The organism is Chryseobacterium scophthalmum, from assembly GCF_900143185.1.
Taxonomy (GTDB): Bacteria; Bacteroidota; Bacteroidia; order Flavobacteriales; family Weeksellaceae; genus Chryseobacterium; species Chryseobacterium scophthalmum.
Map to the genome: position 1 here is coordinate 2,149,017 of NZ_FSRQ01000001.1, position 14,758 is coordinate 2,163,774.

Here is a 14,758-nt window from a genome sequence, read left to right on the forward strand (position 1 = left end):
ATACTATGAAATTAAGTTTAGCAATTGTTGCCTTAGCATTAGCTGTTCCTACAGTGAGCTATGCACAAGATTCAATAGCCGTAGTTTCTACCGACGAGTATCCAAATACATTTTCTTCAGGTTCTGCCAATGTCTCACCTTTCACTCAAAAATCTAAAAGATTTAATGATTGGGCTGTTTCATTTGGTGCAGGGGTTCCCTTACTGCAATCAGGAGATTTAACGTCTATTAAAAACGGTAACGGTAAAAACCTTTTTGGTTATTCTGCTTATGTAAGTGTTGACAAAGCAATTACCCATGCTTTCGGAATTAACTTACAATACGACAGAGGAGAAACCAGACAAGGTTGGTTTAATACAAAAGATCCTGCCCCTTCTGCTAATTTAAATGAAGTAGGTGCAAGAACACAATATGATGCAATCTCGTTATTAGGTGATATTAACTTTTCAAATCTTTTAAGAAGAGTTGATAACAAATCTACTTACAGATGGGCATTACATGGTTATGCAGGTATTGGTACAATTGCCTATAGAGCATATCAAAAAGATGCAAACGGACAAAGATTAATGACAGAGATTAAACCATTTAAATTTGGTTCTTTCTTTGGACAAGCTGGAGCCGGTCTTAAATTTAAAGTAAACAGAAGATTAGATCTTGAAGGAAGACTAATGTATGTTTACACAGGTGATGATGAATTTGACGGTGGTGGAGCTCAATACAGCGCTATTAATCAAAGAGAAGAACAGGTTTCTGACAACTTCTTTAACGCTACCATTGGTCTATCTTTAAAATTAGGAAAACACGAATCTCACCTAATGTGGCATGATCCATTGCAGGAGATTTATTACAAATTAGATGTTTTGGCTAATAAAAACCAGGATATTGAAGTTTGTAAAAAAGGAGATGCCGATAATGACGGAGTTTGCGACGATTGGGACAGACAGCTTGATACTCCTGCAGGAGCAAGAGTTGACGGTGCTGGTGTAGCTCTTGATGCAGATTTAGATGGAGTAATCGATCTTCACGATAAATGTGTAACAGTTCCGGGACCTGTAGAAAATCAAGGTTGTCCATTGACGCCAACTACTCCGGTAGGACCAATCGATGAAACGGTAACCAACATGGAAGGAATTGAGTTTGATTTAAATTCTGACAGAATTTTACCAAACAACACACCAATTCTTAACAACGCTGTAAACTATATCAATTCTTCAAACGGTACTTATACTGTAATTGGAGCAACTGATACCAGAGCTTCTGACGAATACAACCAAAAATTGTCTGAAAGAAGAGCAAACAGTGTAAAAAATTATCTAATCAAAAATGGTGTAGATTCTTCTAAACTAAACGCTGTAGGTAGAGGTGAAAAAGACCTTAAATACCCAGAGTGTGATCCTGCTACTAAATGTCCTGAATGGAAAAACAGAGCAAACAGAAGAGTTTATTTCGAAGCTAAATAATAAAAACTTCTTATTATAAAATGAAAGCCATGCATTGCGTGGCTTTTTTTGTTTCAATACTTTCCTTACATTTACCTTATGATTTCCGCTAAAGATTTTAATGAACTTAAAAATAAAACCCTTAAGCATTTTTGGGGTTATGATCAATTCAGAGATTCTCAAGAGCCGGTTATTGATTCTGTTCTCAACAGAAAAGACACCTTAGTTCTTCTTCCCACTGGCGCCGGAAAATCATTATGTTATCAGCTTCCCGCTTTATTACAAGAAGGAACTTGTCTTGTCATTTCACCTTTATTGGCGTTGATGAAAGATCAGGTTAACCAATTAAAATTCCGAGGAATTGAAGCAGAGTATCTAAGTTCGGAACTGGATGAGTTTGATGCCGAAGTTATTTACAACAGATGCAAAGACGGTTTAACAAAACTATTATACGTTTCACCTGAAAGACTCACCAATAAACTTTTTCTTCAGCAAATTGAAGAAATTCAGCTATCATTTATTGCGGTGGATGAAGCGCACTGTATTTCAGAATGGGGACAAGATTTCAGACCAAGTTATCAGAATATCAAAGATTTTAGGAAAAACAATCCTGAAATTACATGTCTTGCATTAACAGCAACAGCGACTTCAAAAGTTTTAGAGGAAATTAAAACTAAGCTTGAGCTTAAAGATCCTAAGATTTTTCAAAAAAGTTTTAAAAGAGACAATATTAAACTATTTTCTGAAGAAATTTCAGACAAGTATCAAAAAGTTTTTAACATCCTTAAATATGCTAAAGAATCGGGAATTATCTATGTGAGAACCCGAAAAGACGCAGAATTACTTACCGAATTTCTTCACCGACATAAAATTCAGAATGTGGATTATTTCCATGCAGGTTTATCAACAAAAGAGAAAAACGAAAGACAAAATTTCTGGAACAGCAGTGATCAAAATGTACTTATTTCAACCAACGCTTTTGGAATGGGAATCGACAAAGACAATGTACGTTTCGTCATTCACTTCTCCCCTTCTCAGTCGATTGAAAATTATTATCAGGAAATCGGTCGTGCAGGAAGAGATGGCAAAAAAAGTTATGCATTTATGCTTTGGAATAAGCAGGAAATTTCAAATTTTGATCAGATTTTAAGAAATCAAATTCCCAATAAAGCAGAGTTTTTAAAAATTATTTCTTATCTGTATTCTAAATTTCAGGTGGCTGAATTTGAGCTTCCCGAAAAGGTTTTTCAATTAAATACTTCAGGAATCCAGAGTTTTACTAAACTTTCAACAGCTAAGATTAAAAATGTTCTGAATTTCCTTCACACTCAGGAAATCATTTTTCACAACAGTAATAAAAGTTTGTCGTCACTTGAGCTTTTAATTAAACCTGATGAAATTGATCAGCTTCCACAGAAAGATGCTTATTTTATTGAACTTCTTCTACGTTCTATTTCAGGAATTACTACACACAAAGTAATGTTTAGCGAGCAGAATGTAAGCAATAAAATAGGAGTAAGCGTTCATCTGATTAAAGAACGCCTGAAAGAATTACAGCAGAAAAATTATTTGGAATATATTGATGGAGCTTTGGCGAGTGTAAAATTTCTAAAACCACGAGACGAAAGAGCCATCAACGGATTATACTGGAATCTTTTTGAACACATTCAAAAAAATAAAATCCAGAAATGGGAAGAGATGAAATTTTTCATCGAAGACAATCAATACTGCAAAATGAAATTGATACTCTCCTATTTTGGCGAAAAAAACACTAAAAACTGCGGACAATGTACCGTTTGTGAAAAAAATAAGCAATCTATTTTTGGCAAAAATGTTTCTTTGGAAATCATTAAAGTTTTAAATAAAAAGCCCGCAACCGTTGAAGAAATTTCTATACAGCTACAGTTTCATTCTAAAGAAAATATTTTAGAAAATCTTATTTTCTTATTAGATTCCGGAAAAGTAAAAATGCTGAATTTTAGAACCTATAGTTTAGTGTAAACGCATCTTTGTGATTTCGACGAAGGGAGAAATCTGCTTTATGAGAGATGCTTCGACTTCGCTCAGCATGACACCGTTAGTAACATTCAGTTTTAAAATGTTTAAATTATTCAATCTTTAAATATTTAAATCAACAAAGATTATCTTTGCATCATGAAATCATTGAAAGTCGTTTTTTTAGGCACTCCCGAGTTTGCAAAGACTGCATTAGAGGCCATTCACCAATCTTATCATGAAGTTGTAGGCGTTGTAACCGTTGCAGATAAAGCAAGCGGACGCGGACAAAAAATCAATCAATCTCCTGTAAAAGTTTTTGCTGTAGAAAATAATATTCCTGTTTTTCAACCTGAAAAATTAAGAAATCCTGAATTTTTAGAGGAATTGAAAAAATTGGATGCCGATGTTTTTGTTGTTGTTGCTTTCAGAATGATGCCTAAAGTTTTGTTTGAAATGCCTAGAATGGGAACTTTCAACCTTCATGCTTCGTTGCTTCCTGATTACAGAGGTGCTGCTCCAATTAATTATGCAGTAATTAATGGCGAAGAAAAAACAGGCGCAACGACGTTCTTTATTAATGAAAAAATTGATGAAGGAAATATTTTATTGCAGGAAGAAATTCCGGTTTTGGAAAATGAAAACGCAGGAAGTCTTCATGACAGATTAATGGAAATGGGTTCAAAATTAGTGGTCAAAACATTGGATGGATTAGCCGAAAATTCAATCATTGAAAAACCTCAACCCGAAGTTGAACATCCAAAAAATGCTTACAAAATCTTCAAAGAAGACACAAGGATCGACTGGACGAAAAATTCAAAAGAAGTTCATCAGTTTATCTTAGGAATGTCACCTTATCCTGCTGCTTTCACCACTTTAAAAATTGGAGAAGAAGAAAAAGGATTAAAAATATACAATGGAAAATTCGAAGTTTCAGAGCACGGAAAACCTGTTGGAAGCTTAGAGATTTCTAAAAATGACTTTAAAATCTATACCAAAGACGGAGTTTACTTTCCCTTAGAATTGCAATTGGAAGGTAAAAAAAGAATGAATGTCAAAGATTTTCTAAACGGCTTTAGAAGTTTTGACGAAATAAAAATGGCTTGATTTACTCAAGCCATTTTTATTATTAAGTCAATTGTCAATAGTGAATTAGCTACGCTGTCAATTTAAGAAAATAAAAAATTCACTTGCGAAGCAAAATTGACAATTCATCATTCACATTTTAAAGTTGAACCATCTCTGTCACCTCAACATCATAACCTCCAACCTGAGGTTTTATATTAGGATTTTGAGTAATTACTTTAAATTTATTGATTCCTAAATTTTTCAGAATCTGAGTTCCGATTCCGTAATCTCTGTAATTAAATGCTGCAGTCGGATGCTTTTGCTGACCGTCCTGATAATTTAAAAACTGCTGTAATTTTCTTAGTGTATTTTCAGAATTTGAAACATTATTGATGAAAATAATTGCTCCTTTACCTGCTTCATTCACCATTGATGTTACTTTTTCCAACAATGGTTTTTCACCGTTATTCAATCTGGTTAAAACATCAAAATAAGAATCAGAAGATTGTACTCTTACCAAAACTGGCTCATCAACCGTCCAAGATCCTTTTGTTAAAGCAAAGTGAATCTGGTCGTTTGAAGTCTCTCTGAAAGCACAGAAATCAAATTCGCCATAAGCAGTTTGTACTTTTCTTTCCTCAATTCTTTCGATCAAGTTTCCTTTTTTAAGCTGATAATGGATCAGATCTTCAATAGAAACAATTTTCATATCATGCTTCTGAGCAAAAACATGCAGATCCGGCAAACGAGACATAGAACCATCTTCGTTCATAATTTCACAGATTACACCACCTTCTTTTAAACCAGCCAAGCTCGTTAAATCAATCGCAGCTTCAGTGTGACCTGCTCTTTTCAAAACACCACCTTTTCTTGCACGAAGCGGGAAAATGTGACCGGGACGCATAAAATCTGTCGGTTTAGATTTTTCATCCATCAAAGCTAAAATAGTTTTCGCTCTGTCTCCTGCAGAAATTCCGGTAGAAGTTCCGTCACCCAAAAGGTCAACAGAAACGGTAAAAGCAGTTTCTTTAGGATCGCTGCTTCGGCTTACCATTACATCCAAACCTAATTCATCACATCTTTTTTCTGGAAGAGGCATACAAATCAACCCTCTACCATGAACTGCCATAAAATTAATTAAGGCAGGTGTTGTCAATTCGGCAGCGCAAAGAAAATCACCTTCATTCTCTCTGTCTTCATCGTCTACTACTATGATTATTTTACCATTTTTAAGGTCTTCAATCGCCTCTGGAATAGTATTTAGTTTAATATCTGACATTTTTACTTTAAATTTTCGCAAAGATACTCAATAAAATAAGCATCAACAATTAATATGAGTGGTTTGTTTTAAGCCATAAATTTTAACCACAAAAGACACAAAAGCATTTTAGCATAGGAGTCACATTAGTTTTTAGCTTAAAATTTTGAAAAAAGATTTAAAAATCTTTGATTTTTCTTTATTCTCAAATAATCTGTGTAAATCCGTGAAATCCGTGGGAACCAAAATTAGAATAAAGAATCTGTAGCTTTCTTAATAATCTCATACGATTCCAGTCTTTTTTGATGGTCATAAATATGAGAATTAATCATCAATTCATCCACCTGATATTTTTCCTGAAAGTTTTTAATCTGTTCAGCAATTTCTTCCTGATTTCCAATAAAACTAAATTTCAGTTTTTGTAAAACCATTGATTTTTCCATTGCTGACCAAACCGTATCCATATCTTCAATCGGTGCAGGAAAAGGTTTCCTGTCGTTTCTGATAATATTGATGAAAGCCTGAAACAATGTCGTAGAAAGAAAATGCGCCTCTTCAGAAGTTTTTGCGGCAATTCCGTTCACACAAGCCAAAACAAAAGGTTTATCTAAATATTTTGAAGGCTCAAAATGCTCTCTGTAAATTTTAAAAGCCATATCCATTTGTTCGGGAGCGAAATGTCCCGCAAAAGCATACGGAAGTCCCAATTCTGCAGCCAACCAAGCGCTGTCTGTGCTAGAACCGAGAATATACATCGGAATATCTAAACCTTCACCGGGAATTGCACGAACCAAAGCGTTTGAATTTTCTTTTGAAAAATATTTCTGTAATTCTAAAATCTGTCTCGGAAATTGTTCATTGATAATGGTCGGGTTTCTTCCCAAAGCTTGAGCCGTCAAACCATCAGTACCTGGAGCTCTTCCCAAACCAAGGTCAATTCTTCCCGGAAAAAGAGATTCTAAAGTTCCGAATTGTTCGGCAATAACGAGCGAACTGTGATTCGGAAGCATAATTCCACCTGAACCGACTCTTATTTTTTTTGTTCCGTTGGCGATAAAACCAATCAGAACTGAAGTTGCGGAACTGGCAATACTTTCCATATTGTGATGTTCGGCAAGCCAGAATCTTTTATAATCTAAATTTTCAGTGTGATTTGCCAAAGACAAGCTGTCCTGAAAAGTATCGTGAATGGTTTTCCCCTGTTTTACAGGAGCCAAATCAAGCACGGATATATTAAAATTTTTCATTTATTAAATTTAACCAAGCAAAGTTAAGGCTAATAAATTGCATTAGTTACTTTTTGTAATTGATGGAATTGATTGGTGTGTTGTGGGAAAAACTATTGGGAATTATTTATATGAACCTTTATACTCTCTGTAAGAATCATAATGATTTTGAAGTTCATGTAAATATACTATTCGATCACTATAACAATTTAGTTCGACATATCCATTATAGGGAATTAGGTATAATGCATATAAAGAGGATAAATTAGAACCAATCAGATAATCTTTTTTTTCAAAAATAACAAAACCTGAATTATTTGTAATGTTAAGCTCAGAAACATCTTTTTTTACAAACTCAATTAATTTTAAGTTTGACTCATCAATTAATATTGGAGAAAGTTGTTTTTTCTCAATATTTATTTCTTCAGCATCATAATCATGATCAATTGTAAATCCTTTTACATTGTCTCCCTCAATTTGTGAAATCCTAAATTTCACTCTAACTTTGGGCATTATTTCAGCGAAAACAATATTACCTTTCTTCATATTAAATTCTACTTCTTCAGGATATTTAACATTCAAAGATCGATCAGTCAATGACCTGTATAGATTTTGTAATTCATGAACATATTCGAAAGAGTAACCTTCCTATTGATAAACATCATCTACATTTACAATATTTGAATCGCTTTTTTGAAGTAAGTTAGAATCTGTATATCCGCCAGATTTTTGATACAGACCAAAATCTTCAAACCATTTCTCATTCAAATGAATAAATCCTAATCTATTAGATAAATTATTTTTATCATCATTATCAAAATACAAAATAGATTCAATGTCTTTTAATAAATTATATCCAACTTCTTGAACATTTCCATCAAGATATATATAGCTTCCTTGTCTTATATATTTCATTTGTTTTTTGGTCATCTTTTAGCTTTTAGTGTATTAATATTATATTAAGAAAGTATTCTTTTTTTATTTTAATTATTTTTCTCCTTCTGATACGTAAAATGATTAATCAAAATCCTTATTTCATTAAATTCAAAATCATTTGGTAAAGCAGCTTTCCAATCGGTTAGATTTTCTTTAGGGTCTCTGTGAAATATTTCCTTAAACGCTTTGATCTTATCGGAAGTAATCACTCTCGCAATATCCAACAAACCTTGTTCTGCAAATTTTGCCAAATGACCGATCACAGTTTCTTTTACCAAACCTCTTTCCATGGCAATTTCTGAAATTGTTTTTCCCTGTTCAAACAATTGGAAAGTAAGAACCTGAGACGGAACTTTTGCAATTTTCATGCTGACTTCCTTATCGTTTTTTTCATCCAGAAGTTTGGTTTCCAGCAAATGAATTTCTTTTAGACTGTTCAGATATTCTTCAATATCTTCTAGCCAATTCTTAAGCTCTTCATTGTATTGTTTTAAACCTTTTGCACCTTTTATTTCTGCATAAAATTCTTTCAGCGGATTAAAAACCTTGTCTCTGATCTCAGTAAAAAAGAAATTGACCGCACCTTTTGATTTGCTTTCAATCTCGCTCCAATCTTCTTTCTTTTCAATAAATAAATTGACTTTCTGGAAAATTATACGCTCCAGTTTTTCGAAGATTTTACCTAAATTCAGTACATCCCGTTTCAACTGAAGATACAGCTGATTCGATTTTGTACGGTCGATACTTTTGGTAACAATTGAAAGATTATTCCACTGCTCCACTTCTTTTAAAAACCATTGGCAATCTACTGTACGAAGCACTTTTCTGATGCTGTAATCGTATTTTTCCTGATTTAAAATGCTTTCAACATTATCATTTGCCTGCGTTTCGCCCTGAAATTTCAGAATTCGGTTGTCTTTAAAAATAACTTCAGGTGTAATTTGCGATTTTAAAACAATTCCTTCTAAAGTTCGGCAACGCGACAACGCCACATAAACCTGACCCGCTGTAAAACTTTTTCCGGCATCGATAATCACTTTATCAAACGTTAAACCTTGACTTTTGTGGATCGTCACTGCCCAAGCTAATTTTATTGGAAACTGCTCAAAGCTTCCCAAAACTTCTTCTTTAATATTTTTATCGGTATCGAGAGAATATTTTTTCTGTTCCCAAACTTCTCTTTTTACGGTAATCTCACGTTCGCTTCCTTCAAGAATAACCTTTACTTCATTTTCATCTAAAGAAGAAATCTCGCCCAATTTACCGTTGAAATATTTCTTTTCACCCGTAATATCATTTCTGATAAACATGACTTGAGCTCCAACTTTTAATTCTAAAAACTGCTCATTCGGAAACTGATTTTCTTTAAACTCACCAAAAAGTTTAGCTTCGTAAGACTTGGGGCTTACTTTTATATCCTTCAGTTTTTCCTGATTGATATCGTCTGCCATTTTGTTGTGCGAACAGAGATAAACGTAAGGTTCTTCTCCCGCCTCAAAGCCCGGATCATATCTTTCGTTCAGATGATTAAAATCGATATTGGCAACATCTCCGTCACGAATTGCATTTAATATTTCTAAAAATTCCTGATCGGTTTGACGGTAAACTTTTGTTAATTCAATCGTCAATAAAGGAATATCTTTAATCGCCAAACTATCGAAAAAGAAAGGCGAATTGTAAAACATTTTCAAGACATGTTCATCTCTCACCACCGGTGGAAGCTGATACAGATCTCCAATGAACAACATCTGAACGCCACCAAAACGCTGATTATTTCTACGGATAAATCTCAAAGAAAAATCCATCATATCTAAAACATCGGCACGAAGCATCGAAACCTCATCAATAATCAAAACCTCAACTTCTCTTAATAATTTAAGCTTATCTTTTCGGTATTTGAAATGCTGCTGAAGATCGATAATATTATTGGCCAAACTACTGTCGATACGATCTGTTGTCGGCAAAAAAGTACGCAAAGGCAAACCAAACATCGAGTGAATGGTAACTCCGCCTGCATTGATTGCAGCAATTCCCGTGGGCGCTACAACAATATGCTTTTTTTTCGTTTTCTTTACAAATTCGTTTAGAAATGTAGTTTTCCCCGTTCCTGCTTTTCCTGTAAGAAAAACACTTCGGCTGGTGTATTCAATTAAGTCAAAAAAATGATTGTTCATCGCTTGCAAAATTACGGAAAATGTGAATAGGCATAAACTTTGATTTGCTTAAAAAAAATTAATTTATGAAAAACTCGATCATTAAATATTCAACCATTGCGTTAATCAGCGCATTTACAATCAGTTCATGTGCCTCTTCGAATTCTGGCAACAGCACAAATTTACCCATAGATATCGCAGACAGACCTGCAGATGAAAGCAGCAAAAAATATGATGAAGCCAATCTGGATAAATTAAAAAGCATCATCGAATCTGAGATCGCAAAAGAAAAATGCACTGCAGCTTCTGAATGGACATTCGCACCAATGGGAGCTAAAGCTTGCGGAGGACCTATCTCATATATTGCTTATCCCAAAAAATTGGAAACTTCAGTTCTTAGAAAAATTGAGCATTACACACAAACCATGTCTGATTTCAATAAAAAATATGGTATAACATCAGACTGTATGATGGCAGCAGAACCTACAGGTGTGAGATGTCAAGCTGAAAAAGCAGTTTTGGTATATTAGTCGATAGTTGATAGCTAACAGATTGAAATTTGAAATTCAAATTTCAAAAATATATAAAGAAGTTAAAAAAAGGTCTGAAATTATTTTGTTTCAGACCTTTTTAAAGTTTTGGCTAAAGCCCTCTCTATTAATAAGAAATATTATTTAGAATAAGTGAATACTAATCCTTATACCAAGAAGAATATTTCACATAATTGTCTGCAATTCTATTCACTTCGCCTTCCAGAAGCGCCGCAGAAATATCTTTAATTTTTCTGGCAGGAACACCGCCCCAAACTTCACCAGACTTTATATGTGTTCCCTGAGTTACTACCGAACCTGCACCCACAATAGAATTTTCTTCAATTGTACAGTCGTCCATTACGATAGAGCCCATCCCAATTAATACATTGTCGTGAATTCTGCATCCGTGAACAATTGCATTGTGACCGATTGAAACATTATTTCCAATCTCTAAAGGAAATTTTTCGTAAGTACAGTGCAACATCGCATTATCCTGCACATTCACTTTATTACCCATCGTAATATAATGTACATCGCCTCTGATCACTGCATTGTACCAAATGCTACAATCTTTTCCCATCGTTACATTTCCGATAACCGTTGCTGTTTCTGCCAAAAATGTATTTTCACCAATTTGCGGTGCCTTTCCTAGAAGTTCTTTTATAAGTGCCATATTTTATTTTGAAAATTTAAATTCTTTATTTGGAAGCCAATAATAATTAGGTTTAAAATTTTGAAATTCTGATTGAGTATTTGTTGTAAGTTTATTATAATTTTTAGAATGAATAACAATCCCGTCTATGTATCTTTTTGATAGAAATTTAAACTTATCAATTCCTGTAACTTTTTGAAGATTTTCATCTCCTTCAGACGAATTCTTTATAAGGAAAGCTATATCATTTGTCATATCTTCAGCACACATTAAGTAATCTGCAGCTTCAAGTTCAAAATGAGTAAATTCAAAATCAACTTTTAGATTCTTAATGTATTGGTAAAAAAAATCTCTGATTGTATAATAATTTGAAATTTCGAATAAACTTAAATCTATATCAACATTCCCTAAACCATTTACTAATACGCATAAAACGTAAAGTTTCTCTTTCAATTTATTATTATCAGCATGCTCAGAAACAGATGGAAACAATTTTACAAAATTTCCGTTTGGTAAAGTAATTTTCTGATTTTGAAATTCGCTACAGCAAAAATTCGCATCTTTTTCATTATTAAAAGTAATTCCCAAAGAATAATTTAATCCCATAACATTTAAATTAAACTCATAGCTAAAATCTAACTCTCAAATTCTAACTTCCCAGTTCTTATCCGTATTTTTGTACTCTCAAATTTAACGAAAAAATGCGTACGATACTTATAGAACCTACCGAAAACCCAAAAGTGATGAAATTTGTAGCTGATTACAACTTGATTCCGGGGTCTTTAGAGTTGGACAGAGATTCAGATATATCAGAAATTCCTTTGGCACAAGAGCTTTTTAATTATCCTTTTGTTGAAAGAGTTTTCATCACTGCTAATTTTGTAGCAGTTGCAAAACAAGATACTGTAGAATGGGAACATGTTGCAGAAAGTCTGAAAAATGTAATTGAAGACGAGCTTTTGGCCAACCCGAGAATTTATCTTCAGAAGAAAAAAGAGATGTTTCAGATTTATGCTGAGATGACTCCGAACCCTAATGCAATGAAATTTGTTTCAAGCAAAATGCTGATGGATGGTTTTGTGGAAGTAAAATCAAGAAAAGAAGCTGAAGGAGTTCCTTTAGCACAAGCGATTTTTACTGAATTTGATTTTGCTCAGGAAGTCTTTATTTCAGACAATTTCGTAGCTGTTACCAGAGATAATTCTGTGGAATGGCATCAAGTAATGATGGCTGTTCGTGGCTATATTGCAGAATATCTTCAAAGCGGAGGTGAAATTTCTAATATTGAATCTCAAAGACACGAAAATCCTGTAGAAAAGATCATCAACAGAGAGTATACTGATGACGAGCAGAAAATTTCAGATATTTTAAATGAATACGTCGCTCCTGCCGTAGAAAACGACGGTGGAAAAATTTCTTTGATGGAATACGACGCTGCAAACAAAACGGCAAAGATGTTGCTACAAGGTGCTTGTTCAGGATGCCCAAGTTCAACCGCAACATTAAAAGGAGGAATTGAAAATATTTTAAAACAATTCGTTCCTGAGTTAGTTGAACACGTAGAAGCTGTAAACGGATAAAAATATTAGTAGTGAGTAATGTGCAATCAGCAATGCATTACTCATTACCAATTACTCATTACTTATATTTATGAAAGGAATATTATTAGTCAATCTCGGTTCACCAAGATCAACGTCTGTACCCGATGTAAGAGAATATCTTGATGAGTTTTTGATGGACGAAAAGGTAATTGATTACCGATGGTTTTTCCGTGCACTTTTGGTGCAGGGAATTATTTTAAATACAAGACCCGCAAAATCTGCAGAAGCCTACAAAACGGTTTGGACAGATGAAGGCTCTCCATTGATTGTGATCACTCAGAGAATTCAGAAAAAACTTCAAAAGCTGGTTGATGTTCCGGTAGAAATCGGGATGCGATATGCACAACCAAGTATTGAAGCTGGAATTCAAAAATTAGTTGATCAGGGAGTTTCGGAAATTGTCCTTTTCCCTTTGTATCCGCAATATGCGATGAGTACAACAGAAACGGTGATTGAAAAAGCAGAGGAAGTAAGAAAAAAGAAATTCCCCGGAATTAAAATCAATTACATTCAACCTTTTTACAATAGAGAGATCTACATCGACTGTCTTGCAGAAAGCATCAGAGAAAAACTTCCTGAAAATTTTGACGCATTACAGTTTTCTTATCACGGAGTTCCGGAAAGACATATTTATAAGACCGACCCTACCAATACGTGCAATTTGAACGACTGTTGTTCCAGAGAAAACAATCCAAGTCATCAGTTTTGTTATCGCCATCAATGTTTTGATGTGACCAATTCTGTGATTAAAAAATTAGGTTTACCGAAAGAAAAAGTGATGGTTACTTTCCAGTCAAGATTAGGAAAAGACAAGTGGATGGAGCCTTATACTGATGAAACTTTAGAAACAATCGGTAAAAAAGGAATTAAAAACCTTGCTATTGTTTGTCCGGCTTTCGTTTCTGACTGTCTTGAAACTTTGGAAGAAATTTCTGTAGAAGGAAAACATCAGTTTGAGCATGGTGGTGGTGAAAATTTCCATTACATTCCTTGTCTGAATGATGAAGACCGATGGATCGATGTGGTAAAAATACTGTGCGAAGAAAAGCTTAATGAGTTTTATTTAGTTTAAATCTTATTTTTAAAATATATAGAGGACATTTGAGAAATCAGATGTCTTTTTTTTATTTATTTTCAACAATACCCCCTAAAAAAACAATCAAAATAAAATAAAAATATATTTTTTAAAAATAATTACAATTTTAACAGGGGTTGGTTTTGTATTTTAATATTTTTTCATACTTTTACTCTATCAAAAGATAGGGTTACTTAAAATTTTTACAAATAATGAACACAAGTTTAGAAATATTAAAAAAGAAGATTGAAAATTTCACTCCGGAACTTGCAGAAGCATTCATTAAGATCGTTGATAATTTAGATACCGCTGTAAGATCTAGTATTCAACAATTTCAGTTGGATGAGGTCTCTAGCAGAATTGAATTTCACACAGAGAACCCAGCAACAAAACTTGATTTCTTTGAGAACATTTCTGAATTAGAAAAAAACTGTGCATAATGAAAGTTTTACTGTCATCAATTGCAAAAAATGACATTAGAATGTTGATGCGGGTTTTCAATGCGGAAGAGCAAAATAAAGACAAAGATTTCCTGAATGATTTAAAAGAATCGATCAATACAATTTTGAGCGATTACCAAAAATTAGATATAAAAAACAGAGAACTTCAGGTTTATAAAACGGAAAATTTCCCTGTACAGATTTATTATTTATTTGAAGACAACGACAGTCTTTTTATAACGGCAGTTTTTAAGGAAAGCAATTAAGAATGCCTTTAGTATAGAACTTTTTTGACATTATTATATAGTTTAATTTTTCTGTTGATGTCTTCTCTTAAGGCATTAAACACTTTCAACAGAACCTTCCGAATGTGCAAGTTTGG

General features: G+C 33.6%; 15 protein-coding genes. 8 read left to right on the forward strand and 7 right to left on the reverse strand.

The window, feature by feature from the left end:
* Positions 1 to 5: 5 nt before the first annotated feature.
* From BUR17_RS09715 to fmt, 3 genes are all read left to right on the forward strand, one after another.
* The gene (locus BUR17_RS09715) at positions 6 to 1,460 is read left to right on the forward strand and encodes an OmpA family protein (protein WP_074230086.1); all 1,455 of its coding nucleotides are present in this window, start codon (positions 6 to 8) and stop codon (positions 1,458 to 1,460) included.
* Positions 1,461 to 1,538: 78 nt separating this feature from the next.
* Positions 1,539 to 3,440 (forward strand): RecQ family ATP-dependent DNA helicase, encoded by a 1,902-nt coding sequence (locus BUR17_RS09720; RefSeq protein ID WP_074230087.1) that lies wholly within the window; start codon positions 1,539 to 1,541, stop codon positions 3,438 to 3,440.
* Between the two features lie 153 nt (positions 3,441 to 3,593).
* Positions 3,594 to 4,541, forward strand: a complete 948-nt coding sequence (fmt, locus tag BUR17_RS09725) for a methionyl-tRNA formyltransferase (RefSeq protein ID WP_074230088.1) — start codon at positions 3,594 to 3,596, stop codon at positions 4,539 to 4,541.
* A gap of 118 nt (positions 4,542 to 4,659) precedes the next feature.
* Here fmt and ribB read toward each other — a convergent pair whose 3' ends face one another.
* The 5 genes from ribB to BUR17_RS09750 all read right to left on the reverse strand — a co-directional run bounded on the left by ribB (position 4,660) and on the right by BUR17_RS09750 (position 10,096).
* The gene (gene ribB / locus BUR17_RS09730; RefSeq protein WP_074230089.1) at positions 4,660 to 5,781 is read right to left on the reverse strand and encodes a 3,4-dihydroxy-2-butanone-4-phosphate synthase; all 1,122 of its coding nucleotides are present in this window, start codon (positions 5,779 to 5,781) and stop codon (positions 4,660 to 4,662) included.
* A gap of 227 nt (positions 5,782 to 6,008) precedes the next feature.
* On the reverse strand, positions 6,009 to 7,007 hold the full coding sequence (locus BUR17_RS09735; RefSeq protein ID WP_074230090.1) for an LLM class flavin-dependent oxidoreductase: 999 nt from the start codon (positions 7,005 to 7,007) through the stop codon (positions 6,009 to 6,011).
* Positions 7,008 to 7,109: 102 nt separating this feature from the next.
* Positions 7,110 to 7,532: a hypothetical protein gene (locus tag BUR17_RS09740; protein WP_074230091.1), complete on the reverse strand. Its 423-nt coding sequence runs from the start codon at positions 7,530 to 7,532 to the stop codon at positions 7,110 to 7,112.
* A gap of 102 nt (positions 7,533 to 7,634) precedes the next feature.
* Positions 7,635 to 7,916: a hypothetical protein gene (locus tag BUR17_RS09745; protein ID WP_074230092.1), complete on the reverse strand. Its 282-nt coding sequence runs from the start codon at positions 7,914 to 7,916 to the stop codon at positions 7,635 to 7,637.
* 53 nt (positions 7,917 to 7,969) lie between these two features.
* Positions 7,970 to 10,096 carry a helix-turn-helix domain-containing protein gene (locus BUR17_RS09750; RefSeq protein WP_074230093.1) on the reverse strand — a complete coding sequence of 709 codons (2,127 nt, stop codon included), beginning with the start codon at positions 10,094 to 10,096 and terminating at the stop codon, positions 7,970 to 7,972.
* Between the two features lie 65 nt (positions 10,097 to 10,161).
* On the opposite strand from BUR17_RS09750, the gene BUR17_RS09755 reads away from it, so the two are divergent.
* Positions 10,162 to 10,605, forward strand: coding sequence for a hypothetical protein (locus BUR17_RS09755; protein ID WP_074230094.1), 444 nt, complete (start codon positions 10,162 to 10,164; stop codon positions 10,603 to 10,605).
* Positions 10,606 to 10,765: 160 nt separating this feature from the next.
* Here BUR17_RS09755 and BUR17_RS09760 read toward each other — a convergent pair whose 3' ends face one another.
* Positions 10,766 to 11,281: a gamma carbonic anhydrase family protein gene (locus BUR17_RS09760; RefSeq protein WP_074230095.1), complete on the reverse strand. Its 516-nt coding sequence runs from the start codon at positions 11,279 to 11,281 to the stop codon at positions 10,766 to 10,768.
* A gap of 3 nt (positions 11,282 to 11,284) precedes the next feature.
* A complete protein-coding gene (locus BUR17_RS09765; RefSeq protein ID WP_074230096.1) occupies positions 11,285 to 11,866 on the reverse strand; it encodes a hypothetical protein in 582 nt (193 codons plus the stop codon).
* Positions 11,867 to 11,961: 95 nt separating this feature from the next.
* Here BUR17_RS09765 and BUR17_RS09770 point away from each other — a divergent pair, with 95 nt between their 5' ends.
* The 4 genes from BUR17_RS09770 to BUR17_RS09785 all read left to right on the forward strand — a co-directional run bounded on the left by BUR17_RS09770 (position 11,962) and on the right by BUR17_RS09785 (position 14,642).
* Positions 11,962 to 12,840: a NifU family protein gene (locus BUR17_RS09770; RefSeq protein WP_074230097.1), complete on the forward strand. Its 879-nt coding sequence runs from the start codon at positions 11,962 to 11,964 to the stop codon at positions 12,838 to 12,840.
* A 70-nt stretch (positions 12,841 to 12,910) separates the two neighbouring features.
* The gene (hemH, locus tag BUR17_RS09775; RefSeq protein WP_074230098.1) at positions 12,911 to 13,933 is read left to right on the forward strand and encodes a ferrochelatase; all 1,023 of its coding nucleotides are present in this window, start codon (positions 12,911 to 12,913) and stop codon (positions 13,931 to 13,933) included.
* 215 nt (positions 13,934 to 14,148) lie between these two features.
* Positions 14,149 to 14,376 (forward strand): hypothetical protein, encoded by a 228-nt coding sequence (locus BUR17_RS09780; RefSeq protein ID WP_074230099.1) that lies wholly within the window; start codon positions 14,149 to 14,151, stop codon positions 14,374 to 14,376.
* Entirely contained in the window at positions 14,376 to 14,642 is a 267-nt protein-coding gene (locus tag BUR17_RS09785) for a hypothetical protein (protein ID WP_074230100.1), read from the forward strand. Before BUR17_RS09780 ends, BUR17_RS09785 begins: the two co-directional genes overlap by 1 nt.
* The last annotated feature ends 116 nt before the right edge of the window (positions 14,643 to 14,758 follow it).

Excerpts from the sequence above, each read along its gene's own strand:
- BUR17_RS09745 (WP_074230092.1), bottom strand. The coding sequence starts at position 7,916 with ATGACCAAAAAACAAATGAAATATATAAGACAAGGAAGCTATATATAT.
- BUR17_RS09735 (WP_074230090.1), bottom strand. The coding sequence starts at position 7,007 with ATGAAAAATTTTAATATATCCGTGCTTGATTTGGCTCCTGTAAAACAG.
- BUR17_RS09740 (WP_074230091.1), bottom strand. The coding sequence starts at position 7,532 with ATGAAGAAAGGTAATATTGTTTTCGCTGAAATAATGCCCAAAGTTAGA.
- BUR17_RS09760 (WP_074230095.1), bottom strand. The coding sequence starts at position 11,281 with ATGGCACTTATAAAAGAACTTCTAGGAAAGGCACCGCAAATTGGTGAA.
- BUR17_RS09780 (WP_074230099.1), top strand. The coding sequence starts at position 14,149 with ATGAACACAAGTTTAGAAATATTAAAAAAGAAGATTGAAAATTTCACT.
- BUR17_RS09765 (WP_074230096.1), bottom strand. The coding sequence starts at position 11,866 with ATGGGATTAAATTATTCTTTGGGAATTACTTTTAATAATGAAAAAGAT.
- BUR17_RS09785 (WP_074230100.1), top strand. The coding sequence starts at position 14,376 with ATGAAAGTTTTACTGTCATCAATTGCAAAAAATGACATTAGAATGTTG.
- BUR17_RS09720 (WP_074230087.1), top strand. The coding sequence starts at position 1,539 with ATGATTTCCGCTAAAGATTTTAATGAACTTAAAAATAAAACCCTTAAG.
- fmt (WP_074230088.1), top strand. The coding sequence starts at position 3,594 with ATGAAATCATTGAAAGTCGTTTTTTTAGGCACTCCCGAGTTTGCAAAG.
- BUR17_RS09770 (WP_074230097.1), top strand. The coding sequence starts at position 11,962 with ATGCGTACGATACTTATAGAACCTACCGAAAACCCAAAAGTGATGAAA.
- BUR17_RS09750 (WP_074230093.1), bottom strand. The coding sequence starts at position 10,096 with ATGAACAATCATTTTTTTGACTTAATTGAATACACCAGCCGAAGTGTT.
- hemH (WP_074230098.1), top strand. The coding sequence starts at position 12,911 with ATGAAAGGAATATTATTAGTCAATCTCGGTTCACCAAGATCAACGTCT.
- BUR17_RS09715 (WP_074230086.1), top strand. The coding sequence starts at position 6 with ATGAAATTAAGTTTAGCAATTGTTGCCTTAGCATTAGCTGTTCCTACA.
- ribB (WP_074230089.1), bottom strand. The coding sequence starts at position 5,781 with ATGTCAGATATTAAACTAAATACTATTCCAGAGGCGATTGAAGACCTT.
- BUR17_RS09755 (WP_074230094.1), top strand. The coding sequence starts at position 10,162 with ATGAAAAACTCGATCATTAAATATTCAACCATTGCGTTAATCAGCGCA.